The organism is Amycolatopsis sp. NPDC028719 (assembly GCF_055565395.1).
The window spans coordinates 260,181-283,464 of record NZ_JBVHUL010000006.1 but is presented as its reverse complement, the minus strand read 5'-3'; the positions used below and the strand labels follow the sequence as shown (position 1 = coordinate 283,464).

26 protein-coding genes are annotated in these 23,284 nt (G+C 74.2%); 16 read left to right on the top strand and 10 right to left on the bottom strand.

The window, feature by feature from the left end:
* The first annotated feature begins 51 nt into the window (after positions 1 to 51).
* Entirely contained in the window at positions 52 to 2,805 is a 2,754-nt protein-coding gene (locus ACZ4TR_RS29245; protein WP_465290257.1) for an ATP-binding protein, read from the top strand.
* On the opposite strand, the gene ACZ4TR_RS29240 is transcribed toward ACZ4TR_RS29245, so the two are convergent.
* Complete coding sequence (locus tag ACZ4TR_RS29240) at positions 2,770 to 3,576, bottom strand: alpha/beta hydrolase (RefSeq protein WP_465290255.1); 807 nt, start codon at positions 3,574 to 3,576, stop codon at positions 2,770 to 2,772. The genes ACZ4TR_RS29245 and ACZ4TR_RS29240 overlap by 36 nt on opposite strands.
* A gap of 51 nt (positions 3,577 to 3,627) precedes the next feature.
* Here ACZ4TR_RS29240 and ACZ4TR_RS29235 point away from each other — a divergent pair, with 51 nt between their 5' ends.
* Together ACZ4TR_RS29235 and ACZ4TR_RS29230 are read left to right on the top strand one after the other, a co-directional pair.
* Positions 3,628 to 4,233: an SGNH/GDSL hydrolase family protein gene (locus ACZ4TR_RS29235; RefSeq protein ID WP_465290253.1), complete on the top strand. Its 606-nt coding sequence runs from the start codon at positions 3,628 to 3,630 to the stop codon at positions 4,231 to 4,233.
* Positions 4,234 to 4,256: 23 nt separating this feature from the next.
* Positions 4,257 to 4,673, top strand: coding sequence for a DUF6924 domain-containing protein (locus ACZ4TR_RS29230; RefSeq protein ID WP_465290251.1), 417 nt, complete (start codon positions 4,257 to 4,259; stop codon positions 4,671 to 4,673).
* Between the two features lie 4 nt (positions 4,674 to 4,677).
* Here the strand turns inward: ACZ4TR_RS29230 and ACZ4TR_RS29225 are convergent, their stop codons facing one another.
* Positions 4,678 to 5,814: an iron-containing alcohol dehydrogenase family protein gene (locus ACZ4TR_RS29225; RefSeq protein WP_465290249.1), complete on the bottom strand. Its 1,137-nt coding sequence runs from the start codon at positions 5,812 to 5,814 to the stop codon at positions 4,678 to 4,680.
* Between the two features lie 41 nt (positions 5,815 to 5,855).
* Positions 5,856 to 6,965 (bottom strand): mandelate racemase/muconate lactonizing enzyme family protein, encoded by a 1,110-nt coding sequence (locus ACZ4TR_RS29220; protein ID WP_465290248.1) that lies wholly within the window; start codon positions 6,963 to 6,965, stop codon positions 5,856 to 5,858.
* Positions 6,966 to 7,309: 344 nt separating this feature from the next.
* Between ACZ4TR_RS29220 and ACZ4TR_RS29215 the strand changes: the two genes are divergently transcribed.
* Both ACZ4TR_RS29215 and ACZ4TR_RS29210 read left to right on the top strand, forming a co-directional pair.
* Complete coding sequence (locus tag ACZ4TR_RS29215) at positions 7,310 to 7,840, top strand: hypothetical protein (RefSeq protein ID WP_465290246.1); 531 nt, start codon at positions 7,310 to 7,312, stop codon at positions 7,838 to 7,840.
* 124 nt (positions 7,841 to 7,964) lie between these two features.
* Positions 7,965 to 8,468: a hypothetical protein gene (locus ACZ4TR_RS29210; RefSeq protein WP_465290244.1), complete on the top strand. Its 504-nt coding sequence runs from the start codon at positions 7,965 to 7,967 to the stop codon at positions 8,466 to 8,468.
* Between the two features lie 42 nt (positions 8,469 to 8,510).
* Here the strand turns inward: ACZ4TR_RS29210 and ACZ4TR_RS29205 are convergent, their stop codons facing one another.
* The 4 genes from ACZ4TR_RS29205 to ACZ4TR_RS29190 all read right to left on the bottom strand — a co-directional run bounded on the left by ACZ4TR_RS29205 (position 8,511) and on the right by ACZ4TR_RS29190 (position 11,312).
* A complete protein-coding gene (locus tag ACZ4TR_RS29205) occupies positions 8,511 to 9,266 on the bottom strand; it encodes a ZIP family metal transporter (protein ID WP_465290243.1) in 756 nt (251 codons plus the stop codon).
* 138 nt (positions 9,267 to 9,404) lie between these two features.
* Positions 9,405 to 10,154 carry a 5'/3'-nucleotidase SurE gene (gene surE, locus ACZ4TR_RS29200; protein WP_465290242.1) on the bottom strand — a complete coding sequence of 250 codons (750 nt, stop codon included), beginning with the start codon at positions 10,152 to 10,154 and terminating at the stop codon, positions 9,405 to 9,407.
* A 57-nt stretch (positions 10,155 to 10,211) separates the two neighbouring features.
* Complete coding sequence (locus ACZ4TR_RS29195; protein ID WP_465290240.1) at positions 10,212 to 10,688, bottom strand: DinB family protein; 477 nt, start codon at positions 10,686 to 10,688, stop codon at positions 10,212 to 10,214.
* Positions 10,689 to 10,709: 21 nt separating this feature from the next.
* On the bottom strand, positions 10,710 to 11,312 hold the full coding sequence (locus tag ACZ4TR_RS29190; protein WP_364522180.1) for a class I SAM-dependent methyltransferase: 603 nt from the start codon (positions 11,310 to 11,312) through the stop codon (positions 10,710 to 10,712).
* Between the two features lie 67 nt (positions 11,313 to 11,379).
* Between ACZ4TR_RS29190 and ACZ4TR_RS29185 the strand changes: the two genes are divergently transcribed.
* The 7 genes from ACZ4TR_RS29185 (at position 11,380) to ACZ4TR_RS29155 (ending at position 17,868) form a co-directional block, all read left to right on the top strand.
* On the top strand, positions 11,380 to 11,964 hold the full coding sequence (locus ACZ4TR_RS29185; protein ID WP_364522178.1) for a helix-turn-helix domain-containing protein: 585 nt from the start codon (positions 11,380 to 11,382) through the stop codon (positions 11,962 to 11,964).
* Positions 11,965 to 12,053: 89 nt separating this feature from the next.
* Positions 12,054 to 12,884, top strand: coding sequence for a DUF4097 family beta strand repeat-containing protein (locus tag ACZ4TR_RS29180; protein WP_465290238.1), 831 nt, complete (start codon positions 12,054 to 12,056; stop codon positions 12,882 to 12,884).
* A gap of 134 nt (positions 12,885 to 13,018) precedes the next feature.
* Positions 13,019 to 13,924: an ABC transporter ATP-binding protein gene (locus ACZ4TR_RS29175; protein WP_465290236.1), complete on the top strand. Its 906-nt coding sequence runs from the start codon at positions 13,019 to 13,021 to the stop codon at positions 13,922 to 13,924.
* Positions 13,921 to 14,688 carry an ABC transporter permease gene (locus tag ACZ4TR_RS29170; RefSeq protein ID WP_465290234.1) on the top strand — a complete coding sequence of 256 codons (768 nt, stop codon included), beginning with the start codon at positions 13,921 to 13,923 and terminating at the stop codon, positions 14,686 to 14,688. The genes ACZ4TR_RS29175 and ACZ4TR_RS29170 overlap by 4 nt, the downstream gene beginning before the upstream one ends.
* Positions 14,688 to 15,746 carry a streptophobe family protein gene (locus tag ACZ4TR_RS29165; RefSeq protein WP_465290232.1) on the top strand — a complete coding sequence of 353 codons (1,059 nt, stop codon included), beginning with the start codon at positions 14,688 to 14,690 and terminating at the stop codon, positions 15,744 to 15,746. The genes ACZ4TR_RS29170 and ACZ4TR_RS29165 overlap by 1 nt, the downstream gene beginning before the upstream one ends.
* Positions 15,743 to 16,426: a response regulator transcription factor gene (locus tag ACZ4TR_RS29160; RefSeq protein ID WP_465290709.1), complete on the top strand. Its 684-nt coding sequence runs from the start codon at positions 15,743 to 15,745 to the stop codon at positions 16,424 to 16,426. Before ACZ4TR_RS29165 ends, ACZ4TR_RS29160 begins: the two co-directional genes overlap by 4 nt.
* The gene (locus tag ACZ4TR_RS29155) at positions 16,423 to 17,868 is read left to right on the top strand and encodes a sensor histidine kinase (protein ID WP_465290230.1); all 1,446 of its coding nucleotides are present in this window, start codon (positions 16,423 to 16,425) and stop codon (positions 17,866 to 17,868) included. The genes ACZ4TR_RS29160 and ACZ4TR_RS29155 overlap by 4 nt, the downstream gene beginning before the upstream one ends.
* A gap of 38 nt (positions 17,869 to 17,906) precedes the next feature.
* Here the strand turns inward: ACZ4TR_RS29155 and ACZ4TR_RS29150 are convergent, their stop codons facing one another.
* Positions 17,907 to 18,125 carry a DUF5808 domain-containing protein gene (locus ACZ4TR_RS29150; RefSeq protein ID WP_364522164.1) on the bottom strand — a complete coding sequence of 73 codons (219 nt, stop codon included), beginning with the start codon at positions 18,123 to 18,125 and terminating at the stop codon, positions 17,907 to 17,909.
* A gap of 78 nt (positions 18,126 to 18,203) precedes the next feature.
* Here ACZ4TR_RS29150 and ACZ4TR_RS29145 point away from each other — a divergent pair, with 78 nt between their 5' ends.
* Positions 18,204 to 18,926 carry an SDR family NAD(P)-dependent oxidoreductase gene (locus tag ACZ4TR_RS29145; protein WP_465290228.1) on the top strand — a complete coding sequence of 241 codons (723 nt, stop codon included), beginning with the start codon at positions 18,204 to 18,206 and terminating at the stop codon, positions 18,924 to 18,926.
* Here the strand turns inward: ACZ4TR_RS29145 and ACZ4TR_RS29140 are convergent.
* A complete protein-coding gene (locus ACZ4TR_RS29140; protein ID WP_465290227.1) occupies positions 18,908 to 19,204 on the bottom strand; it encodes a helix-turn-helix transcriptional regulator in 297 nt (98 codons plus the stop codon). The two genes, ACZ4TR_RS29145 and ACZ4TR_RS29140, sit on opposite strands and share 19 nt — an antisense overlap.
* A gap of 188 nt (positions 19,205 to 19,392) precedes the next feature.
* Here ACZ4TR_RS29140 and ACZ4TR_RS29135 point away from each other — a divergent pair, with 188 nt between their 5' ends.
* Entirely contained in the window at positions 19,393 to 20,325 is a 933-nt protein-coding gene (locus ACZ4TR_RS29135; RefSeq protein ID WP_465290225.1) for a TerC family protein, read from the top strand.
* Positions 20,322 to 20,699 (top strand): bacteriophage spanin2 family protein, encoded by a 378-nt coding sequence (locus ACZ4TR_RS29130; RefSeq protein ID WP_465290223.1) that lies wholly within the window; start codon positions 20,322 to 20,324, stop codon positions 20,697 to 20,699. Before ACZ4TR_RS29135 ends, ACZ4TR_RS29130 begins: the two co-directional genes overlap by 4 nt.
* A 120-nt stretch (positions 20,700 to 20,819) precedes the next feature.
* On the opposite strand, the gene ACZ4TR_RS29125 is transcribed toward ACZ4TR_RS29130, so the two are convergent.
* The gene (locus ACZ4TR_RS29125; RefSeq protein WP_465290221.1) at positions 20,820 to 22,262 is read right to left on the bottom strand and encodes an aromatic amino acid ammonia-lyase; all 1,443 of its coding nucleotides are present in this window, start codon (positions 22,260 to 22,262) and stop codon (positions 20,820 to 20,822) included.
* 76 nt (positions 22,263 to 22,338) lie between these two features.
* On the opposite strand from ACZ4TR_RS29125, the gene ACZ4TR_RS29120 reads away from it, so the two are divergent.
* Positions 22,339 to 23,163 carry a MurR/RpiR family transcriptional regulator gene (locus ACZ4TR_RS29120; RefSeq protein ID WP_465290219.1) on the top strand — a complete coding sequence of 275 codons (825 nt, stop codon included), beginning with the start codon at positions 22,339 to 22,341 and terminating at the stop codon, positions 23,161 to 23,163.
* Positions 23,164 to 23,284 lie beyond the last annotated feature (121 nt).

Genomic DNA, 23,284 nt, shown 5'->3' with positions numbered 1-23,284 from the left:
AACGCCGCTGAACCGCGCTCGGCGGGGACGGGCGCCGTATCGTTGCTGCGCATGGAGCAGGGCTTCGTCGGCCGGACCGGCGAACTGGACCGGCTGCGCGCCCGCCTCGAGGAGGCGCGGGGCGGGCGCGGCGGGCTCGTGCTCGTCGTCGGCGAACCGGGTATCGGCAAGACCAGGCTGGCCCGCGAGCTGGCCCGGCGCGCCGGGGAGGCGGGCGTCCCGGTCGGCTGGGGACGCGCGAGCGACGCCGAGGGCAGCCCGCCCTACTGGGTCTTCCGGCAGCTGACCCGCTCGCTGGACCGGCCGTTCCCGACCGGGGACACCGGCGGCTCGGCGGAGGCGCGGTTCGCCGCGTTCGAAGCCTTCGCCGACGGCCTGCGCGAAGCGGCCGTGCCGCACGGGCTGCTCGCGGTGCTCGACGACGTGCAGTGGGCCGACGCGGCGTCGCTCGCCCTGCTCGTCCACCTGGCCCGTGACCTCGACCGGGCGCCGGTGCTGCTCGTGGTGACCTACCGCGACACCGAGACGACCGGCCGGGAGGCCCTCACCACGGCGCTGGCGGCCCTCGCCCGCGAACCGGTCCTCACCAGGATCCGGCTGGCCGGGCTGAGCGAGGCCGAGGTCGTCGAGCAGCTCGGCCGCGGCGGTGTCTCCGCCGACCTCGCGACGCTGGTCAGCCGCCGGTCGGGCGGCAACCCGTTCTTCGTCACCGAGCTGGCCCGGCTGGCCGGCACCGCCGGGGACGCCCTGCCGGACGGCGTCGTGGACACCGTCCGGGCACGGCTGGCCCGGCTGAGCGAGCCGTGCCGCGCGCTCGTCGCGACCGCCGCCGTGCTCGGCCGCGACGTCGACCCGGCCGCGCTCGCCGACGTCACCGGCCGGCCGGCGGCCGACGTCCTGACCGACCTCGACGAGGCCACCGGCGCCGGCATCGTCACCGCCGGGAGCTTCAAGCACGACCTGATCCGGGAGTCCGCGGCGGCCGGGCTGCCGACGGCGGCGCGGCTGACCGCGCACGCCCGGCTGGCGGGGTGGCTCGAACGGCGCGACCCGTCCCGGACGTCGGAAATCGCCCACCACTGGCTGGAGTCGCTGCCCGTCGGCGACGCGGCGTGCGCCGCGTCGTGGGCCGAGCGGGCCGGCGACCAGGCGCTGGCCGAGCTCGCCTGGGAACGGGCGGCCGAGCTCTACCGGCGCGCCCTCGAAGCGGCGCCCGTCCCCGCCGTCGGCCGGGCGCGGCTGCGCCTGCGGGAAGGGATCGCCCACCTGCGCGGCGGCGAGATCGAGCGGGGCTCCCGGCTGCTGGAGGCCGCCGCCGACGCGGCCCGGGAAGCCGGCGACCCGGCGGTGCTGGGCGAGACGGCGCTGGCCATGGAAGGCCTGTCGGACCCGTGGGGCAGCTTCAACGGCGGGAAGATCGCGCGGGAGGCGCTCGCGGGGCTGCCGCCCGGCGACGATCCGCTGCGGGCCCGGCTGCTCGCTTTGCAGGCGGGCGAAGCCGGGTTCTTCGGGGGCGGCGAAGCCGAAACGGCGTCCGCGGAGGCGCTGGCGATCGCCGAGCGGCTCGGCGATCCCGACGTGCTCCGCTCGGCCCTGCGCGCCCGGCAGATGGTGCGTTCCGCGCCCGAAGGCGTGCACGAACGACTTTCCCTCGCCCACCGCATGATCGCCCTCGGCGAGGACTGCGACGACGCCGACACCGTGCTGTGGGGCCGGTTGTGGCGGTTCGACGCGCTGCTCATGCTGGGCCGGCTCGGAGAGGCCGAGCAGGAACTCGGGGCGCTGCGGCCGCTCGCCGACCGCCTCCGCCGTCCGCTCGCGCGGTGGCACCACCTGCGCAGTTTCGCCACGCTCGCCGTCGCGCGCGGACAGTTCGACGACGCCGTCGAAGCGCTCCAGCAGAGCTTCGCGCTCGTCGCCGACCGGACGCACCTGTCCCTGCAGGGCGTGCCGATCTCCGTGCTGGCCGCCATCGCGGGGCTGACCGGCCGGACCAGCCTGGTGACGCCCGCGATGGAGCGCATCTTCGCCGAGCACGCCCCGCCGTTCGTCAGCCTGCTGCACGCCGCGTGGCTGTTGTACGCCGGCGACCGGGACCGGGCGGGCGAGTTCTACCGCCGGGCTTCAGTGCCGGAATCGGCGCCGGTGCCCGCGACGCTGCCCGTGGCCGCGGCCGCCGTGGAGCTGGGCGCGGAGTTCGGGCCGCCGGAGGTCGTCGAGCGGGCGGCGGCCCTCCTGCGTCCGCACGCCGGGCTGTTCGTGACCGGCGGCGCGGGCTCGATCCTCGTCACCGGCTCGGTCCGCCGGTACCTCGGGCTAGCGGCCGCGTCCGCCGGCCGGCTCGACGAAGCGGTCCGTGAGTTCAAGCTCGCGATCGCGGCCGACGACGAGGCCGGCACACCGCCCTACGCCGCGCTGGCTCGCTTCGGGCTGGCCAAGGTGCTCGCGCGGCGTGCTCGCCCGGGCGACGTCGACGAAGCTCTCGGGCTCGCCGCGTCCGTTTCGGCCGCGGCCGAGCGGCTCGGGATGGCCCCGCTGCGGAAGGAGGCCGACGCGCTGGCGGCCGCGCTGCGCGGGGACACGCCGGGCCCGCTGACCCGGCGCGAACGGGAAGTCGCCGCGCACGTCGCCGACGGCCTGACGAACAAGCAGATCGCCGCCCTGCTGCACATTTCCGAACGGACGGCGGAAAGCCACGTGCAGCACATCCTCACCAAGCTCGGCTTCACGAGCCGCGCCCGGATCGCGACCTGGGTGACGGCCAACGGGTCAGCGCGGGACCAGCGACCGCACCGCGTCGAGTAGTCCGGGTCCTTCGAGCAGCACGGGATCGTTGTGGTCGGCGTCCGGGATCTCCACCAGCCGCGCCGACGCCGCCGCGGCGACCTCCCGGCTCTGGGCCGGCGGGACGATCGAGTCCCGGCCGCCCAGCACCACCACCGTGGGGACGCGCAGCCGCGCGACCTCGTCCCGGACGGGGAACCGGTCGCGCAGCAGCAGCCGCACCGGCAGGTACGGGTAGACCTCGGCGCCCACGGCGGCGAGGTCCACGAACGGCGACCGCAGCAGCAGCCCGGCCGGCGGGTGTTCGAGGGCGAGCTCGGCGACCACGGCGCACCCGAGGCTTTCGCCGTAGAAGAGGATCCGCTCCGGCGGCACGCGCCGGTCTTCGACGAGGAAGCGGTAGGCCGCGCGGACGTCGAGCGCCAAGCCGGCCTCGCTGGGGTCGCCGGGATTGCCGCCGTAACCCCGGTAGTCGAACGTCAGCACGGCCAGCCCGGCCCGCGCGAGCTTCGCGGCCAGCGGCGCCCGGCCGGCCCGGTTGCCGCCGTTGCCGCCGGCCACCAGGACGGTCGCCTCCGGTGCCCGGGCGGGCCGGACGAACCACGCGCCCAGCTCCAGGCCGTCGGCGGTGCGGAGCCGGACGTCCTCGGCTCCGGGCAGCACGGTGCCGGCGGCGGGCACCGGCGCGGTGTCCGGCTGGTAGATCAGGCGGCGCTGGAAGATCCACACGAGCGTCAGGACCAGGACGGCGACCAGCACCAGCCCGAGCAGCACCTGCACGGTCCTGGTCAAGCGCACCCACCCCGGGGAAACAACGACGCGGTCCGGACGTTGTACGACTCGATGAGCATTCTCCGATTCTCCGTCCTCGGCGACTCGCTGGCCGCCGGTGTCGGCAGCGCCCGCCCCGAAGACACGCTCGGGCAGCGGCTCGCCCGCCGCCTGCGCGCCGCGGGCCACACCGTGGACCTGCACGGCTTCGGCGTGCCCGGCGCCCAGTCCGCCGATCTCGAGCGCCAGACCGGAGCCGCGCTCCGCACGGGCGTGGATCTGGCGCTGATCGTGATCGGGACGAACGACCTGGCGAGGTTCGTCCCGCCGGCGGTCGCGGCCGGCCAGCTGCACGAGGCGGTGGTCAGGCTGGTCCGCGCCGGCGCACGGGTGATCGTGGTCCCGGCGCCCGACCTGGGGATCGTCTCCCGGGTGCCGGCGCAGTACCGGCAGCTGGTCTCGGCGGCGAGCGGTCAGTACGCGCAGGCCCAGGCCGACGCGGTCATCCGGGCGGGCGGCGCGGTGGCGGCTCCGGGCCCCGAACTCGGCGCCCGGTTCGCCGCGGAGCCCGCGCTGTTCTCGGCGGACCGGTTCCACCCGTCGTCGGCCGGGTACGGGGTGATCGCGGACGCGTTGGCGCCCCACGTGCTGACCGTGGCGGCCGATCTCGCCGCGTAGCCCCGCGCCGCTAGGGTTCGTCCATGACCGCGCTACCGGGCATCCCGGTCCTCGTCCGCACCTGGTTCGGCGACGACGGCGCCTGGGCCGCCCTGACCGAGGAGGTCGGGACGCCCAGCGAAGACGGCTTCCTCGCCAACGTCACGCCGGTGGACGACCCGGCGTTCGAGGGACTGACCGCGGAAGCGTTGCGGGACAGGCAAACGGACGGGCCGATCGTCTCCTTCCTCGCCGACGAGACGACTCTCACCAGCGCCGAGCACCCCGTCCTGGCCGTCTGGGTGCTCCCACGCCGGGACGGCGACCAGCGCGACCTCGCGCCGTTCCGGGTGGTGCCCGCCGAGCTGTGGAGCGTGGAGAACAACATCAACCTGGCCAACCTGGACTGGGCGGACTTCACCCGCACGGCCGGCCCGGACGGCGTCTTCCGCGGCTTCTGAGGCATCAGTAGACCGCCTCCAGCAGTTCGGTCACCTCCGCCTCCGACGGCAACCGCGGCGCGTTCTTGGTGACGGCGTCGGCGACCGCGTCCGCCGCGATCGCCGGGAGGTCGTCCCGGGTCACGCCGAGTTCGCGCAGAGGGCGCTTGATCTCGATGGCCCCCGAAATCTCGCGGACCGCTTCGATCGCCGCACCCGGCCAGTCCGGTGCCGGAGGCAGGTGCAGCGCGCGGGCCGTCGCTTCGTACGCCGTCGCCGCGGCCGGGGCGCTGAACGCCATCACCTCCTCCAGCACGGCCGCCAGCGCGACGCCGTGCGGGGTTCCCGTGTGTGCGGTCAGCGCGTGGCCGATCCCGTGGACCAGCCCGAGCCCGGACAACGTCAGCGCGTGCCCGGCCAGGTGCGCGCCGAGCATCAGCCCGGAGCGCGCTTCCAGATCGCCGCCGTCGCGGTAGGCCGCCGGGAGCCAGCGCCCGACCAGGGTCACCGCCTGCGTCGCGTAGGCCGCGGAGAACGGCGTCGACCCGCGGGACGCCAGGGATTCGATGCCGTGGACCAAGGCGTCCAGGCCGGTGGCGGCCGTGACGCGGGCGGGCAGGCCGAGCGTCAGCTCTGGGTCCAGGACGGCGATCCGTGGCTTCACCGACGAGTGTCCGATGTAGACCTTCCGGCGGGCGCACCGGTCCTCGGTGACGCCGAACCCGTTGGTCTCGGCACCGGTGCCGGCCGTGGTGGGCACCGCGATCAGGGGCAGGCCGTCGCCCGCGTCCCACAGCCGGTCCGCGTCCGCGGCGGCCGCGTCCGGGTTGCCGGCGAGCAGGGAGATGCCCTTCGCCGCGTCCAGGGCCGATCCGCCGCCGAGCGCGAGCACGGCCGCGACGCCGAACGCGCGCAGGCGGGCGGCCCCGCGGTCGAGTTCCGCCGTCGACGGGTTCGGGCCGACGTCCTCGTGGACGGCGTGCTCGATCCCGGCCGCGGCCAGGAGCCGCTCCACGCGGCCGACGATCCCGGTCGCCCGCAGGCCGCGGTCGGTGACCACGAAAACCCTGGTGTGGCCGAGGGATCCGACGAAACCGGGCAGCTCGGCCAGCACGCCGGGGCCGTATTCGGTGCGGCCGGCCGGTTCCACGGACAGGCGCACGCGCTCTCCTTCGGAAGGCCGGGCCGGCCGGTCCTGACGGGTCAGATCCGCCACCGCTCCACCGCCTCCTCGTCCAGTTCGATGCCCAGACCGGGCCGGGCCGGGACCTCCAGCTCGCCTGCCGGGGTGATCATCACGGGTTCGGCGAGCATGAAGTCACGGCGCTCGGGCGTCCAGCCGGGCGGGTCCCACGGGAACTCGAAGTACGGCCCGCCGCCGACGCCGGCCGAGACGTGCAGGTTGGCCAGCACGCCGATGCCGTTGGTCCAGCTGTGCGGGGTGAACGCGCGGTGCTTGAGCAGCGCGAGCTCGGCCAGCGTCCGGGCGCGGTGCATGCCGACCGCGAGCACCACGTCCATCTGGTAGACGTCGAGGACGTCTTCTTCCAGGTAGCGCAGCAGCTCCGGAACCGAGTGGTGCATCTCCCCCGCGGCGATCCGCACGCCCGGGTTCTCCGCCCGGAGCGTCCGGAAGCCGTCGAGATCGTGGTAGGGCAAGGGTTCCTCGACCCAGAAGACGTCCAGCTCGGCCAGTCGGCGCACCAGCTTCCGGGTCTTGGCCAGATCGGACGCGGGGCCCGTGTCGCCCGCCATCCGCCAGGACTGGTTGAGGTCCACCATGATCCCGAAGTCCGGGCCGAGCGCGTCGCGGACGGCGGCCACGACGGCCACGCCCTCGTCCACGTGGTCGCGGTCGATGCGGATCTTCAGGGCGCGGAACCCGGCTTCCCGGGCGCGCCGCGCCGTCTCGACGCGCTCCTCGGGCGGCTTCAGCTCGGCCGAAGAGGCGTAGGCGGGCAGCGCGCGTGCGGAGTTGCCGAACAGCGTCGCCACCGGCAAGCCCGCCACCTGGCCGACGATGTCCCAGAGCGCGACTTCGAGGGGCCAGAAGCGGCCGCCGTGGAAGTTGGCCGTCTCGATGGCCTTGACGTGCCGGACGATGTCGAGCGGGTCCCGGCCGAGGAACAGGTGCTCGACGGCTTCGAAGCCGGCCATGGTGTCGCCGGAGCCGATGCCGGTGACGCCGTCGTCGGTGTGGACACGCACGATCGTGGCGTCGAAGTGCCGCCGCGGGTCCGGGTCCCAGGCCGCGCGCAGCGGCGGGTCCAGGTCCAGCCGCAGCCGGTCGAGGGTGATGGCGGTGATCTTCATCGAGCCACCACGGTAGGAGGGCCCGCGAACGCGGGCAAGGGCCCGCCGGACATCCCACCACGGGTCGCGCCGCGGGAATCACGGACGGTCATCGCCGGTGGCTTTCCGGCAGGGCACGCGCGGCCTCCGCCTGCTCGAAGCGCTCGCCTCGCCCGAAGCGCAGAGCCCCGGTGAGCTGGGCGGCGGGCGGATCTTGCAGTTCGCCGCCGCCGCGCGGATCCGCTGTCCACCGCCGGTTCACCCGGCGAGTCTCCACAGTGGATGGTGGACGGCTCCCTCTCGGGAGGGGGCGGCTGCTACCTCGGCGGGAGGTCCCGGCGTTCCGGCGCGGCGAGACTCGGCCCATGACCGCACCGCTCACCGGTTCCCCCGCCGTCCGCGACGGCCGCCGCCCGCCGCGGTGGGCCGTCGTCGCCGCCCACGCCGTTCCGCTGGTCACCCTGCCGTCCGGGATCTGGCGGCTCTTCCTCGCCGCCGGTGCCGACCTCGGACTGCGGCCCTACCATGCGATCGGGCCCGGCGAAGCCGGTTACATCGTCGGGCTGAGCGTCGTGTCGGAAGCACTGGCCCTGCTCACGCTCGGCCTCGTCCGGCCGTGGGGCGAGCGCGTCCCCCGGTGGATCCCCGTGCTCGGCGGCCGCCGGGTCGCGCCGTACGCGGCGATCGTCCCGGCGGCTGCCGGTGCGGGGGCGCTGGCCGTGATCTGGGCGTACGCCTTCCGCGACTTCCCCGCTCTGGGAGCGGTGACGTTCGCGGGTCCGGGCTGGCACGTGCTGCTCGTCGCCTGCTACCTGCCGCTGCTGCTCTGGGCGCCGCTGCTGGCCGTCGTCACGGGGGCGTACTGGCACCGGCGGTGCCGCGACGCGCGGAGGTAGCGGCCGGCCATCGGAAACCGGCCTTTCCCGGAAGAGCCCGCCGAAACCCGGCCGACATCACGTTTGAACGCAAGGAACGGCCGTTCAATCAGCGGCTCACCCGAAAGCGTGCTATTCGATCTCTATGACCGAATCACCGAACTACCCGAACTATCCCGACTCCGCCGCCGCCGGCCCGCCGACGGCCGCTGCCGCCCGGCCCAGCACGGTCGAATACGCTTTCTGGGCGTTCATCGCTTCGACCGTCATCGGGCTCATCGGCGGACTGGTCGTCTTCGGAAATCGTGACGCGATCGCCGATGCGCTGCGCAATTCGAACAGACAGAACGGCGGCGGCCTGACCGAGGCGCAGATCGACCAGGCGGTGAACGTCACGCTGATCATCGCCGTCGTGATCGCCGTGGTCATCGCCGCCTTGTACCTCCTGTTCGCGTTCAAGCTGCGCGCCGGCCGGAACTGGGCGCGCATCGTGCTCACGGTGCTCACCGCCCTGAAGTTGATCTCACTGCTGGTCGGGCAGAGCACGATCGTCGACTACGTCGGCGTGCTCGCCGCGGTCGTCGGTGTGGTGCTTTCGTTCATGGCGCCGTCGAACGCCTACTTCGCGGCGGCCAAGACGATCCGCTAGGACGGGACCCGGGCCCGCTCAGCACCGGCGGGCCCGGCCCGGTCAGCCGCCGAGGTGCTCGACCACGAACGCCGTCAGGAAGCCGAGCGTGGCGAGCAGGCCCGTGTACAGCTCGGTGCGTTCGAAGGCCTCCGGGATCATCGTGTCGGCGATCATGGCCAGGATCGCCCCCGCGGCCACCGCCGTGATCGCCGCGATCGTGGCGGGCGAAGCCGTCCGCAGCAGGACGTTGCCCAGCAACGCCGCGGCGCCGCTGGCAAGCGCGATGCCGCTCCACACCCCGAAGACGTAACCGGCGCCGCGCCCGGCGTTCTTCATGCCGGCCGCGCTGGACAAGCCCTCCGGGACGTTCGAGATGAACACCGCCGCCAGCACGGTGAGCCCGACTCCCCCGCCGCCGAGCAGGGACACACCGAGCACGACCGACTCCGGCACGCCGTCGAGCAGCGCGCCGACTGCGATCGCCGCGCCGCTGCCCGCACTGTCCTGCTCGGACGGTTGCTGGCCGCCGGAACGCTTGCGGTGCCGGGCTCCTCGCCGCGCGAGGACGACGTTGATCGCCACATACACGACCGCGCCGCCCAGGAAGCCGCCCGCGGTCGGCCAGAGCCCACCGGAGCGCTGGGCCTCGTCGACCAGGTCGAAGGCCAGCGCGGAGATGAGCACCCCGGCCCCGAACGCCATGATCCCGGCGACGACGCGCCGCGGCACCCGGGCCCACCACGCCACCGCGGCTCCCAGGACCAGCGCGATGCCGCCGAGGAGACCCCACAACCCCGCTTCCACCCACTCGGGCACGAAAACCACCCTTCGCCGACGTGATGATCTCCCGTGGGCTACCCACGGCGGGACCGGTTCAGTCCGTGCGAGAGCCAGCCGATCGCGCGGACCGGCCGCCGCCCTGGGTCAGCGGGCGTTCCCGCGACCGCCAAAAGGTCAGAACTCGACGCCGGGGTCCTCGGCCACCGACCGCAGCGCCGTCACCGTCGGGTGCCCTTCGGCGAGCAGGCGCGCGTCGCTGCCCGGGGGAAGCTCCCCTTCGACGACCACCGCGGCGAGGCTGATCACGCCGTCGCCGTCGCCGGAAACGCGGCTGCGCACCGATCCGAACTCGGCGAGCCCGGCCCGCCGTGGCACTCCCACCTCCGGCCGGTCGGGGACGTTGAGGTTGAGCACCGTCCCGCCCGGCAGCGCGGCGAGCCGGTCGAACAACGCCGCAGCGACCGTGACCGCCGTGTCCCAGTGCGGCTCCGGTGGCGGCTCCAGCCCGACGTCCAGGGACACGGCGAGCGCGCGGGCCCCGTTCAGCGACGCGGTCAACGCCGCTCCGACGGTGCCCGAGTGCAGCACCGCGCGTCCGATGTTCGCCCCGTGGTTCACCCCGGACAGCACCACTTCCGGCGGTTCGCCGAACGCCCCCTGCGCGGCGGCCAGCGCGATGAACGCCGGATGCGCGGCGACGGCGTGCGCGGGCACCCCGGGCAGGTCCGGCAGCTCGCGCCGCTCGACCGCCACCCGGCCGTCGCCGCCGGCGGTCCCCGCGGCCCACAGGCCCGCGCTCGTCCCGCTGGCCTCCTCGGCCGGCGCGGCCACGACGACCGTCCAGCCGTGCGCCACCGCGCCGCGGGCCAGCGCCGCCAGTCCCGGCGATCCGATGCCGTCGTCGTTCGTGACCAGTGCCCGCATCAGCGGCGCCCGCGCGAAGTCGTCATACCGGCAGGCATACCCCGCGCCCGGCGGTTCCTACCGGCCCGTGCTGCCGTCGATCAGCTCGCGCAGGATGTCGGCGTGGCCGGCGTGCCGGCCGGTCTCCTCGATCAGGTGGACCAGGGCCCAGCGCATCGACGGCGGCGTGCCGGTGGGGCGGGCGACCGGCTCGGTCAGGTCGGTGCACGCGTCGATGACCGCGTTGGCCTCTTCGACGGCGGCGCGGTAGCCGGCCAAGATCGCGGCGGCCGTCTCCTCGGGACGCGGCCGGAACGTGCCGGGCCAGTCGGCCGTGCGCTCGCCGAGGAACGTGAAGCGCTCGACATGGGTCAGGTGCCGCACCAGGCCCAGCAGCGACGTGCCCGACGGCACGCCGGGCGTCCGGACCTGCGGTTCCGGCACGCCCTCGGCTTTGGCGGCCACCGCGGCGCGCAGCTGGTCGAGGAACCCGCGCAGCACGTCCTTTTCGCCGGGGCCGGTCCGCGGGGGCGGGGTGTCGCGTCGGCGGGGCATGATCTCCTCCTCCTCGGGAGTTCAGCGGTCGCGGCGGATCAGCAGCAGGTGGTCGACGACGTCGGCGACTTGCCCGCCCGGTCCGGTGGCGCGGCGGGAAAGGGCGTCGGCGCGCTCGACGGTCCATTCGTCGTCGAGCTCCAGCGAGCGAGCCACCTCGCCCGCGGAGGTGAACCGCTCGTCCTGGTTCCACGACCACGGCGCGACCGACCCGTGGTCGACGACCAGCAGCCGTCCGCCCGGGGACAGCGCGTGCGCGGCCCGTCGCAGCACTGGGGCGCGCGGCAGGGCGAAGGGCGTGTGCAGGTAGTGCGCCGATACGAGGTCGAAGCGGCCCTCGGGGAAGGTCTCGGCCAGGTCGTGCCGCTCCGCGGTCACCCGGTCGCCGAGCCCCAGTTCGCGCGCTCGCGCGGCCAGGCGGGCGATCGCGACGCCGGAGATGTCGGCCGCGGTCACGCGCCAGCCGCGGCGGGCGAGCCACAGCGTGTCGCCGCCGGCCCCGCTTCCCAGGTCGAGCGCCGTGCCGGGGCCGAGATCGGCCACGACCTCCGTGAGCCGGACGTTCGCGCGGGGATCGGCTTGCGGCGTCGCGTAGTGGCCGTCCCAGAACTCGGTGGTGGTCATGGGCTCCACCGTGCCCGGGACGTGCCGAGGTGGCACGGTTTCTTGCGGTTTCGGCAAGATGGCCGGCGTGACCGACGACTTCGAGGACGTCCTGCACGCCGTCGGCCCCCGGCTGCGGGCGCTGCGCCGCCACCGGGGGCTGACGCTGGCCGAGCTCGCCGTCACCACCGGGGTGTCCGAGAGCACGCTGTCCCGGCTCGAGAGCGGGCAGCGCCGGGCCAGCCTGGAGCTGCTGCTGCCGCTGGCCCGCGCGTACCGCGTCCCGCTCGACGACCTCGTCGGCGCGCCCCCGACCGGTGACCCGCGCGTCCACCTCACCCCGATCCACCGCCACGGCATGACGTTCGTGCCCCTGTCGCGGCGGCCGGGCGGCATGCAGGCGTACAAGATGCTCATCCCGAGCAGCGACCGCCCGCCCGAGCCGGAGCACCAGACCCACGACGGCCACGAGTGGCTCTACGTGCTCCACGGACGCCTGCGGCTGGTCCTCGGCGAGCACGACCTGGTGCTGCCCGCGGGCGAGGCCGCGGAGTTCGACACGACGCTGCCCCACTGGCTCGGCAGCGCCGACGGGAAGGCAGTCGAGCTGCTCATCCTCTTCGGGCAGCACGGCGAAAAGGCCCACCTGCGCGCCCGCGCCGCTCGTGGCTGAGCGGGTGTCCGGGCCGTGTCAGGCCGGTGTCAGGCATCCCCGCGAAGGTGGTCCCACACACCAGGGATCACCACCACAAGGGGAACGCCATGACCGTCTTCACCACGCCGGAACCGATCACCGCCACGCTGACCACCGCCGGCGCCCACGTGCGGATCGCCGCGAGCGAGCGGCCGGACACCGTCGTGCGGGTCGAGCCCGTGAACAGCGCGAGCAAGTCGGACGTCAAGGTGGCCGAGCAGACCGAAGTCGCCTTCGCCGAGGGTCGGCTCACGATCAAGACGAACAAGCCCGGTGCCAAGAACGGGTCGGTCGCCATCACGGTCGAGCTGCCGTCCGGGTCGGCGCTGGTCCTGGAGACGGCCTGGACGGACGTGCACGCCGACGGCCGGCTCGGCGCCTGCGAGCTGGACCTGGCGTCGGGCCGGGTGCGGCTCGGCCACGCCGACACCCTGCGAGGCCGTCTGTCGGCCGGTGAGGTCGAGGTCGGCCACGTCGCCGGGACCGCCGAACTCGACGGCGGCACGGCCGGCGTCCGGATCGGCGAGATCGGGGGCGCGCTCCGGTACACGGGCGCGGCCGGGGACGTGTGGCTCGGCCACGCCCGCTCCGACGTCGGCTTGACCGGTTCCGGCGGCAGCTTCACCGTCGACCGCGCCGACGGCGGTGTCGTCGCCGAGGCGGCGCACTGCCCGATCCGGATCGGGCGCATGACGAGCGGCCGGGCGGACCTGACCAACGCCGCCGGCGGCATCGAGATCGGCATCGCCGAGGGCAGCACCGCGTCGGTGGACGCGGACAGCACGAAGGGAGCGGTGCACAACTCCTTGCCCGAGCACGCGGGCGAGGCCACGGATCAGGTCAAGGTCCGGGCCCGCACGCGCCTCGGCGACATCGTGATCCACCGCGCGGACGCCTGAGCCGGTCCCGCGGCGGCCGCGGTTTTCGATTTCCGGAGAACACCCCGGCCACGGCGGCTTCCGGGTGCCGAACTCCCAGGGTTCTCCCAGAACCTCCCAGGAACCGGCCAGGCGGGCGGGCCAGGCTCGCCGCCATGACCACCATCGAAGTACGCGGCCTGACCAAGCGGTACGGCCCCGACACCGTCGTGGACGACCTGTCGTTCACCGTGACACCCGGGCAGGTCACCGGGTTCCTCGGGCCCAACGGGGCCGGCAAGTCCACGACCATGAAGATGATCCTGGGGCTCGCCGCGCCCACCCGGGGTTCCGTCACCGTCGGCGGGCGCCGCTACCGCGACCTTCCCGTCCCGCTGACCGAGGTCGGCGCGTTGCTCGACGCCGGCGCCGTCCACGGTGGCCGGAAAGCGTGCGACCACCTGCTCGCGCTCGCGGTGAGCAACGGGCTCCCCCGCCGCCGGGTCGGCGAGGTGCTCGCCCGGACCGGCCTGGAAGGGGTGGCCGGGAAGCGGGCCGGCGGGTTCTCCCTCGGCATGCGGCAGCGCCTCGGCATCGCGGCGGCGCTGCTGGGCGACCCGCGCGTGCTGATCTTCGACGAGCCGGTGAACGGGCTCGACCCCGAGGGGATCCGCTGGATTCGCGACTTCATGCGCTCCCTCGCCCGCGAAGGCCGCGCCGTGCTGGTGTCCAGCCACCTCATGAGCGAGATGGCGCAGACCGCCGACCACCTCGTCGTCATCGGCCGGGGCCGGCTCGTCGCCGACACCGCGGTCAGCGAGCTCGTGCGCGGCGAAGGCACCGTGCTCGTCCGCACACCCGATCCGGGTTTCGCGCGCCTGCTCACCATCGCCGGGGCCGCCGTGCGCGAAGGCGTCGAGGCTTCGCTCGTCGTCTCCGGCATGACGAGCGGGGAGATCGGCAAGCTCGCCGCCTACCACGGTGTCGCGCTCGCCGAGCTCACCCCGCAGCGCGTCTCGCTCGAAGACGCCTTCATGGAGCTCACCAAGGACAGCGTCGAGTACGAAGGAGCCACCGCGTGAACGTCACCTTCGCCCGGTCCGTCCACGCGGAGTGGATCAAGCTCCGCAGCCTGCGCTCGACCTGGTACACCGTGGGGTGCCTCTTCGCGGTGGGGCTCGGCATCACGGCGCTGGCCATGAACGCCGCCGGGCAGGCCTACGCCGAAGACCCGCAGGCCTGGGATCCCACCAACCGCAGCCTGACGTCCTACATCGTCGCGCAGCTGATCATCGGGGTGCTGGGCATCCTCGTCGTCACCGCCGAGCACGCCACCGGGCTGATGCAGACGTCCCTGATCGCGACACCCCGCCGGCACCGGCTGCTGGCGGCCAAGGTCGTCGTGGCCGTCGGCGTCGCCGTGGTGGCCGGCCAGGTGCTGATGGCCGGCGCCTTCTTCCTCGGCCAGGCCGTCCTGGCCGCCCAGGACCTGCCGCACGCCCGGTTCGGCGACCCCGGCGTGCTCTCGGCCGTGACGGGCGGCGGGCTCTACCTCGCGGCGATCGCGCTGCTCGCGGTCGGCCTCGGCACGCTCATGCGCGCCACCGCGGGGGCGCTCGCCACCCTCGTCGGGATCGTCTTCCTGGTGCCCGCCCTCGCGGGGCTCTTCCCGGCGTGGCTGCGCGGGATGTTCTTCTACTGGCCCACCCTCGGCGCGTCGGCGATCTTCAAGACGGTCCCCGACCCGGACTTCCCGCACCCCTGGCTGAACCTGGCCGGGATGTGCGTGGGGGTCGCGGTCGTGCTGACCGTCGCGTTCGCGGTGTTCCGGCGCCGGGACGTCTGATGCGGGAGGTGTCCCGTGGCCTGGCCGCGGCCGCCGCCGCGCTGCTCGCCATGGCGGGGGTCGCGGCGGCCGGCCTGGCGCTCCTCGGCGCCGGTGGTGCCGGGCTCACCGCGGCGGCCGTCGCGCTGGCCGTGGGTGCTCCGGTGGACGTCGAGGCGATGCCGGCGGGCGGGCTCCCGATCGCCCTGCACGGCGAGCTGCACGCGATTCCGCTGGGGGTTTCCCTTGCGGGCGCGGTGGTTCTGGGGTGGCTGCTGCTGCGTCGCGGCGAAGACGGTCTGCTCGTCCGCGGTGGCGTGGCCACCGTGGCGTTTTCGGTCGGGCTGACTGCGATCACGGTGCTCGCCAAGGGAAAGCTCGCGCTGCCGGAGGGCGCCGGTGGGGCGCAAGGGTGCGTGGCCACCGGGTCGCGCCTGCCGTTGCCCGGTCAGCTGGACACCGGCTTCTCCGTGGCCGCCGGACCGGCGGTGGCGGGCTCGGTGACCTGGGCGCTGGTGGTCGTCGGCGCGTGCTGGCTCGTCGCCCGGTTTCCCGCCGTGGCACGGGGTTTTCGCGCCGCGCGGTGGCCGGCGGCCGGGCTTGCCGTGGTGGGCCTGGCCGCCGCCTGGGCCTTCGGTGGCGCCGCGGCGGCCGGGGGTGTGCTGCTCGTCCTCCCCCAGCTCGTGACCGGCGCGGTGCTGCTGGGGCTCGGCGTGCCGTGGACGGTGGATCCCGCGCTCCCCTGCGTGCCGGATCTCGGGCACTTCACCCCGGGGCTCTGGGTGTCCGGGGCGCTCCTGCTGGTCTCCGTGATCGTCCTCGTCGTCCGCCGCGGCCGCCCGCTGCGCCGGGCGGCGGCCGTCGGCGCGGTGACGGGTGGCGTGGCGGTCGTCCTGACGCTGCTCTCTCGCGTTTCGGCCGACGTCTCGGTGACGGCGTTCAGCTTCTCGGTGCCGGTCCTGGACGTGCGGCTCAGCGCGAACCCGCTGCTCGCGCTCGCGGCCGGCGCGCTCGCCGGGTTCACGGGCAGCCTGCTCGCCGGCGCGATCTCCGTATCCTCGCGGGCATGGAAGCGATGAGCGCCGAACGGCTGCTGGTGGTCGACGACGAAGCCACCGTCCGCGAGCTGCTGTCGGCCGCGCTCCGGTTCGCCGGCTTCCGGGTGACGTCCGCGGCGACGGCGGCGGAAGCCGTCGCCGCGGCCACCGCGGAACCACCGGACCTGGTGCTGCTGGACGTCATGCTGCCGGACCTGGACGGGTTCGAGGTGGTCCGGCGGCTGCGTGAGCGGCGCATGCCGGTGCCGGTCCTGTTCCTCACCGCGCGGGACGGGCAGGCCGACAAGGTCACCGGGCTGTCCCTCGGTGCCGACGACTACGTGACGAAGCCGTTCGACCTGGCGGAGCTGATCGCGCGGATCCGCGCGATCCTCCGCCGGACCGCGGGGCACCCGGCCGGCGTGCTGGCGGTGGGCACGCTCACCCTCGACGCCGAGGGGCACCAGGTCACGCGCGCGGGGCGGCCGGTGCGCGTGTCCGCCACCGAGTTCCGGCTGCTGCGCTACCTGATGGAAAACGCCGGGCGCGTGGTGTCGAAGGCCCAGATCCTCGACCGCGTGTGGCGCGACGACTTCGGCGGCGACGCCAGCATCGTCGACACCTACATCTCTTACCTGCGCCGGAAAGTGGACACCGAGGAGCCCAAGCTGATCCACACCGTGCACGGCGTCGGCTACGTGCTGCGGGAGCCCCGGCGGTGAAGCGGCTGTCGCTGCGGGCCCGGCTGCTCCTGCTCACCGCGGGCCTGCTGCTGGCCGGCCTGACCCTCGCCGGCGCGCTCGTCTCCGATCAGCTGGAGCGCTTCCAGCTCGACCGGCTCGACGGCCAGCTGCGGTCGATGACCGAGCTCATCTCCCTCGCGGCGGGTCCGCCGCCGGCCGAGACCCCCGCCGTGCGACCGGACCTGATCGACCCCGCCCTCGACCTGTTCGGCACCCCGTACGTCGTCTACCTGGACGCCGCCGGCGCGGTCGCGGGCGGCCTGCACTCCTCGCGGGTGCCCGGCGCGACGCTGCCGCCGTTCGACGCGCTGCGCACGGTTCCCACCGACGGGACGGCCGTCGACCTGGACGCCGCCGACGGGTCGCAACGCTGGCGGGCCGTCGCGCGGCCGGCCCGGCGCTGGGGCGGGACGGTGGTTTCGGCCGCGCCGCTCGCCGGAACCGACGCCACGATCACCCAGCTGCGGGTGAGCAGCCTGCTCACCGGCGCCGCGCTGCTCGTGGTGCTGACGGCGGCCGGCTGGTTCGCCCTCGGCCGGGGCCTGCGGCCGCTGCGCCGGATCGAGCACACGGCGGCCGCGATCGCCGGCGGCGACCTCACCCGCCGCGTCCCCGTCCTGGCCGCGCCGGGCACGGAGATCGGGCACCTCGCGGCGTCGCTCAACACGATGCTCGGCCAGCTGGAAGGGGCGTTCGCCGACCGGGCGGCGTCCGAGGCGCGGATGCGGACCTTCGTCGCGGACGTCAGCCACGAGCTGCGGACGCCGCTGTTCGGCATCAAGGGGTCGGCGGAGCTCTACCGGATGGGCGCGCTGCCCGAAGCGTCCGATGTGGACGAGACGATGCGCCGCATCGACCGCGAAGCGACCCGGCTCACCGCGCTCACCGAGGACCTGCTGCTGCTCGCCCAGCTCGACGAGGCACCGGCGGAGCAGCTCGACCGCGCGCCGATGGACCTGCGCACCCTCGCCGTCGACGCCCGGCACGACCTGCAGGCGCTCGACCCGTCCCGCCCGGTCTCGCTGACCGGACCGGGGGGAACCGGGACACCGGGCCCGGCTCCGGTCGACGGCGACGAAGCCCGCCTGCGGCAGGTGGTCACCAACCTGGTGGGCAACGCGGCCGCCCACACACCGCCGGGAACGCCGGTCCGCATCGGCGTCGGCACGGCGGACGGCCGCGCGGTGCTGGAGGTGACGGACGACGGCCCGGGGATGACGGCCGAGCAGGCGGAGCGGGCGTTCAACCGCTTCTACCGGGCGGACCGGTCGCGGACCCGCACGGCCGGCGCGGACGCGGGCCTGGGGTTGGCGATCGCGCGGTCACTGGCCCGGGCGCACGGCGGGGACGTCGAGCTGGAGACGGTCCTCGGGGAAGGCGCCTGCTTCCGGCTCGCGTTGCCGGTGCCCGACCAGGACTGAGGCCGGTTCGTGTCGGGCAGCGGATGACCGGCCCTGCCTCAGCCGGACCGCCGGGCGCGCAGGTAGCGCAGCGGATGGACGACCCAGTAGAAGTTCACGTCGTAGCCCCAGCCGAAGGTCTTCGGGGTCCAGAACCGCCGGTCGTCCGGGTTCCACGCGCGGGCCCGGATCCGCTCGGCGGTGGGGCGCCGCCAGTCGTACGGGACGCCGGCCGCGTGTCCCTGGGGTTCGATCGGCCGCTCTTCGCGTGGGGCCATCGTCATCACCTTCCCCGGCCAGGATGGACCCGCCGGTGATCAGTGGTCAAACCGGGGACGCCGTCGTACGGTGCGAAGATGAGCGGACTGAGCGGGCAGACCGTCGTGCTGGTCGGCGGCAGTGCGGGCATCGGCTTCGAGACGGCCCGGCTGGCCCGGGCCGAGGGCGCCGACGTCGTGCTCACCGGCCGCGATCCCGGGAAGCTCTCGCAGGCGGCGGAAGCCGTGGGCGCCCGCGGCACCGCCGCGTTCGACGCCACCGACCCGGCCGCGGTGGCGAGCTTCTTCGCCGACCTGCCCGGCACCGTCGACCACGTCCTGATCACCGCCGGCGGCCCGCACTACGGGCCGCTGCTGGAGATGACCGCCGACGACGTGCGCTCGGCGCTCGGCGGCCACATCGCGGTCGCGCTCGAGGTCGCCCGCCACGCCGCGCCGAAGATGCGCTCCGGCGGCTCATTGCTCCTGATGGGCGGCACCGGCGGCCGCCGCATCGGCCACGGGCTCGGCATCGTCTCGGCCGCGACCGCCGCGTTGCCGCCGTTCACCGCGGCCCTCGCGCTGGAGCTGGCGCCGGTGCGCGTCAACCTGATCGCCGCGGGGTTCGTCGACACGCCGTTGTCGGCGACGCTGCTCGGCGACCGGCTGGAGGAGCGCCGGGCCGAGTTGCGGGCGACGCTCCCGATCGGCCGCGTGGTGGGCCCGGCGGACGTCGCCGCGCTGGCGGTCCACCTCATGACGAACACGGCGCTCACGGGCGCGACCTACGACATCGACGGCGGTCAGCAGTTCGTCTGGTGACGCCGGACCGGGCCGAGGGCTTCGACCAGCTCCGCCACCCGGTGGTGCGCCTCGAGCGGGTGACGCAGCCGGCTTTCCGGGTGAATCGTGTAGTGGTTGCGGCGGCCGACGCGCTCGCGTTCGACGTAGCCGTCCGCGATCAGGTCGGCGAGGATGAGCTGCACACCACGTTCGGTGATGCCGACGCGCTCGGCGATGTCGTGCAGCCGGTGGTCCGGATTTTCCGCCAGGCACAGCAGAACGTGCGCGTGGTTGCTCAGGAACGTCCACGTGGCCATGCCCGCAGCTTAGCCGTCCACACTTGACAGACGAAGCACAGTTCGTCATTCTGGAGGAGACGGAGGGGAGTACCCGCCCCGGTCCGGCATCGTCAATCCGGCTGCTCCTGCGCAGACCCGGTGCCGGCGCCGCCTTTCGAGGTGGCCGGGAAGACCTCCGGTTCGCCACCGAACCGGAGGAGTGTGCCGTGACCGTCCCCTTCTGGGCCTGGGCCGCCGTGCTGAGCGTCATCCTGCTCATGCTCGTGGTCGACCTGTTCGCCCACCGCAAGGCGCACGTCGTCGGCGTCCGCGAAGCGCTGACGTGGTCCGGTGTGTGGGTCGCGCTGGGCGTCGCGTTCGGCGCCGTCGTGTGGTGGGTCTGGGGCGCGGAACTCGCGGGCCAGTACTTCGCCGGCTACGTGATCGAGAAGTCCCTCGCCGTCGACAACGTCTTCGTGTTCGCGATCATCTTCGGCTACTTCGCCGTTCCTCGGGAACACCAGCACCGCATCCTGTTCTACGGCGTCATCGGTGCGCTGGTCTTCCGGGCGGTGTTCATCGCCGCGGGGTCGGCGCTGCTCGCGAGTTTCGCCTGGATCCTTTACGTGTTCGGCGCTTTCCTCGTCCTGACGGGCATCCGGATGGCGCTGCACCGCTCGGGGCCGGTGGACTACGAGCAGAACGTCGTCCTGCGCGCGTTCCGCCGGGTCGTGCCGTCGACGGATGTCCACCACGGCAAGAAGTTCCTCGTCCGCGAGGCCGGCCGCTGGGTGGCGACGCCGCTGCTGGCGGTGCTGGTGCTGATCGAGGTGACCGACATCGTGTTCGCGGTCGACTCGATCCCGGCGATCTTCGCCGTGACGCAGGAACCGTTCCTGGTGTTCACGTCGAACGCGTTCGCCATCCTCGGCCTGCGGGCGCTGTACTTCCTGCTCGCCGACCTCATGCACCGGTTCGTCTACCTCAAGCTCGGCCTGGCGCTGGTCCTGGTCTGGGTCGGCGTGAAGATGCTGCTGCTGGAGATCTGGAAGATCCCGACGGGACTGTCGCTGGGCGTGGTCGGCCTGATCCTGGCGACGGCGGTCGTCGCCAGCCTGTTCAAGACACGAACTGCTTCACTGGAAGGGAAAATCCGATGAATCGACTCACGACCGCCGCGGTCGGCGGCGCGCTGGTGCTGGTGCTCACCGCTTGCGGCGCGGCCTCCGAAACCGCGGGCCGGGTCGGCGACGCCGCCACGACGGTCGGCGTCTGCACCGAAGCGGTGCGGATCGCCACCGCCACGCCGGACCTCGCCGACCCGCAGGCCGCGGCGGACCGCGCGCACGCGGCCGGCCGGGAGCTGACGGACCTCGCGGCGCGGGCCGGGAACACGACGGCCGGCGAGGCGATCGACGCCTTGGCCACGACACTGCGCGAGACCACGGTCGACGACCTCGTCACCGGCCCGGCGAACTGGGTGCAGCGCAAGACCGAACAGGTCACCGCGCTGACGAAAGCGTGCGGCCTCTGACCGAATCCCGTTTCCCGGGCGGCAGCACGCGTGATCCGCCGGGCATCAGCCGTGACTGGCGGGGCATCAGCCGTGACTGGCGGGGCATCACGCGTGTTTGCCGGGGCATCACCCGAGCGGTCAGAGCACCGCGAGCCGGTCCAGCAGCCGCTCGGCCTGCTTGATCTCCGCGCTGAGCGGGTGATCCTCCGGGAGGTGCGGGAGGCCGCCGTCGGCGAGGCGGAACGCTTCCCGCAGCGGCGTGTCCGGCAGCGGCGCCCCGGCCAGCCGCAGCGCGCGCACCGCGCCGAGCAGCTCGCACGCCAGCACCGTCCGGTACGCGGCCGTGGCGGCGACCGTGCTGCGGACCGCGTGCGTGGAGAAGCTCGCGTGGTCCTCCAGCCCGCGGGAGATCACGGCCGTGCCGAGCGTGACCGGCGAGGCCGCGTGCCGCAGCGTGCCCAGCGCGTCGTGGGCGACGTACTCGAGGATCATGATCCCCGAACTGCCCGCCGGCCCCTCGGCGAGGAACGGCGGCAGCCCGCTCAGGTCCGGCTCCACGAGGTCGCCCAGCCGCGCGGTGGACAGCTCCGCGACGTGGTGCAGCGCCGCGCGCAGCTGGTCGAACGCCAACGCCACGTAGGCCGTCGAGAACTGGCCGTGGTGGTAGGCCTGCTCGGTCTCGACATCGATCAGCGGGTTCTCCGCGGCGGCGTTGATGTCGATGGCCAGCACGCGTTCGACGGCGGCCGCGGCGTCCAAGGCCGGGCCCTGCACCTGCGGGAACGCGCGCAGCCCGAAGGGATCCTGCAGTCGCCGCCCCTCTGCGACGCCGGTGAGCAGGCGCCGCAGTTCCGCCGCGCACCGGACGGCACCCGGGTGCGGCCGCGCGGCGTGGACGCGCTCCGAGAACGCCTCGGCCGAACCGCCGAGCGCGCAGAACGTCAGCGCCGTGACGACGTGGCTCGCGGCGAGCAGCCGGCTCAGGTCGTGCCAGGCGAGCACGGCCTCGCCGAGGGTGGCGGCGTTGCTGGAGATGAACGCGAGCGCGTCGCCCGGGCTGATCGCGACCGGGTCGAGGTCGCCCGCCGCCCACGGCAGCTCCCCCGCCAGGGTCAAGGCGATCTCCGCGAGCTGGGCGAGGTCGCCGGTGCCGATCGCGCCGCGCGAGTGGACGTGCGGGAGCGCGCCGACGCGCAACGCCGTCTGCAGCACCTCCAGCAACCGCGGGTGCACGCCGCTGCCGCCGGCGGCGAGCTGGTTGAGGCGGATGGCCATCACCGCGCGCACGGCGTCGTCGGGCAGCGGCTCGCCGGTCCCGCCCGCGTGGCTGCGCAGCAGGCGCAGGCCGTGGTGGTCGGCCGACTCCGGGTCGACGACGGTGTGCCGGTTGGCGCCGACGCCGGTGGTGCGGCCGTAGACCGCGCGCTTGGCGCCCAGCTCCACGGCCAGCTGGTAGCTCGACTCAGCCCTCTTCACCGCGTCGGCGCCGAGTTCCGTCGACGCGCTGCGCCGGGCCACGCGCACCACGTCGGCGCAGCGGAGCCCGGTCCCGCTGATCTCGATGCGGTTGGTGTCGGTCATCGCCACCTCGCTTGACACGTTTTCATTCATTCCTAAGGTGACATGAAACTGCTCATTCACACAAGACGGAGGCCTGGTGTCCCGGTCGCTGCACGAGCTGCTCACCGCCCACCGGCTGACCCCGGCGCAGCGGCGCATCGCGGGTTACCTCGCCGACCACCCGGCCGAAGCCGTGGCGCTCACCAGCGCCGAGCTCGCCGACTGCGCACAGGTCAGCCAGCCTTCGGTCACCCGGTTCGTCGCCCTGCTCGGGTTCGACGGCTACGCCGGGTTCCGCCGCTACCTGCGGGACGCCGCGGCCGAGCCCGAGCCGGCGGGCGGCGGCAACAAGTTCCAGCACGCCATCGACGCGGACCTGCGCACCCTCGGCGCACTGCGGGCCCAGCTGGCCGACGACACCCGGCTGCGGACGATCGCGGCGAGGCTCACGGACTCCGTCCCGCTCGTCGTCGCGGGCTACCGCGTCTCGGCGGCCCAGGCCGCCTCTTTCGCTTACCTGGCCGCGAAGATCCACCCGGACGTCCGGCTGCTGACCGACTCCGGCAGCGTCTTCGGCGACTCCCTGCGCCACGCCCACCGGTGCGGCGCGCGGACACTGGTCCTGGTCGCGCTCCCCCGCTACCCGCGGGAAAGCGCCGCCGCCCTGGACCAGGCCCGCGCCCTGGGCCTGCGCACGCTGCTGATCACGGACCGGCCCGTCACGGCGCTCACCCCGCTCGCCGGCGACGTGCTGAGCGCGGGCGTGGCCTCGGAGTTCGTGTTCGACTCCCACGCGGCGGTCGCCTCGCTGACCGTGGCGCTGGTCGAGGCGATGGCGGACGTGGCCGGCGCCACGGCCCGGCAACGCCTGGAAGGCTTCGAAGACTACGCCGCGGAGCACGACCTCTTCCTCCCCGAGTGAGCGGGTCGTGGGGGGGGGGGGGGGGGGGGGGAAAGCACAAAAACCCTACACCACAAAACAGAAGAAAGTGGGGAGGGGCAACAAAGAGAAAGCCGCCACCCACCGTAAGAGAGGCCAAGGT

Coding starts and splice junctions, on each gene's coding strand:
- ACZ4TR_RS29245 (WP_465290257.1), top strand. CDS start 52: ATGGAGCAGGGCTTCGTCGGCCGGACCGGCGAACTGGACCGGCTGCGC.
- ACZ4TR_RS29235 (WP_465290253.1), top strand. CDS start 3,628: ATGAGCATTCTCCGATTCTCCGTCCTCGGCGACTCGCTGGCCGCCGGT.
- ACZ4TR_RS29230 (WP_465290251.1), top strand. CDS start 4,257: ATGACCGCGCTACCGGGCATCCCGGTCCTCGTCCGCACCTGGTTCGGC.
- ACZ4TR_RS29220 (WP_465290248.1), bottom strand. CDS start 6,965: ATGAAGATCACCGCCATCACCCTCGACCGGCTGCGGCTGGACCTGGAC.
- ACZ4TR_RS29215 (WP_465290246.1), top strand. CDS start 7,310: ATGACCGCACCGCTCACCGGTTCCCCCGCCGTCCGCGACGGCCGCCGC.
- ACZ4TR_RS29210 (WP_465290244.1), top strand. CDS start 7,965: ATGACCGAATCACCGAACTACCCGAACTATCCCGACTCCGCCGCCGCC.
- surE (WP_465290242.1), bottom strand. CDS start 10,154: ATGCGGGCACTGGTCACGAACGACGACGGCATCGGATCGCCGGGACTG.
- ACZ4TR_RS29195 (WP_465290240.1), bottom strand. CDS start 10,688: ATGCCCCGCCGACGCGACACCCCGCCCCCGCGGACCGGCCCCGGCGAA.
- ACZ4TR_RS29190 (WP_364522180.1), bottom strand. CDS start 11,312: ATGACCACCACCGAGTTCTGGGACGGCCACTACGCGACGCCGCAAGCC.
- ACZ4TR_RS29180 (WP_465290238.1), top strand. CDS start 12,054: ATGACCGTCTTCACCACGCCGGAACCGATCACCGCCACGCTGACCACC.
- ACZ4TR_RS29175 (WP_465290236.1), top strand. CDS start 13,019: ATGACCACCATCGAAGTACGCGGCCTGACCAAGCGGTACGGCCCCGAC.
- ACZ4TR_RS29165 (WP_465290232.1), top strand. CDS start 14,688: ATGCGGGAGGTGTCCCGTGGCCTGGCCGCGGCCGCCGCCGCGCTGCTC.
- ACZ4TR_RS29160 (WP_465290709.1), top strand. CDS start 15,743: ATGAGCGCCGAACGGCTGCTGGTGGTCGACGACGAAGCCACCGTCCGC.
- ACZ4TR_RS29150 (WP_364522164.1), bottom strand. CDS start 18,125: ATGGCCCCACGCGAAGAGCGGCCGATCGAACCCCAGGGACACGCGGCC.
- ACZ4TR_RS29145 (WP_465290228.1), top strand. CDS start 18,204: ATGAGCGGACTGAGCGGGCAGACCGTCGTGCTGGTCGGCGGCAGTGCG.
- ACZ4TR_RS29140 (WP_465290227.1), bottom strand. CDS start 19,204: ATGGCCACGTGGACGTTCCTGAGCAACCACGCGCACGTTCTGCTGTGC.
- ACZ4TR_RS29130 (WP_465290223.1), top strand. CDS start 20,322: ATGAATCGACTCACGACCGCCGCGGTCGGCGGCGCGCTGGTGCTGGTG.
- ACZ4TR_RS29125 (WP_465290221.1), bottom strand. CDS start 22,262: ATGACCGACACCAACCGCATCGAGATCAGCGGGACCGGGCTCCGCTGC.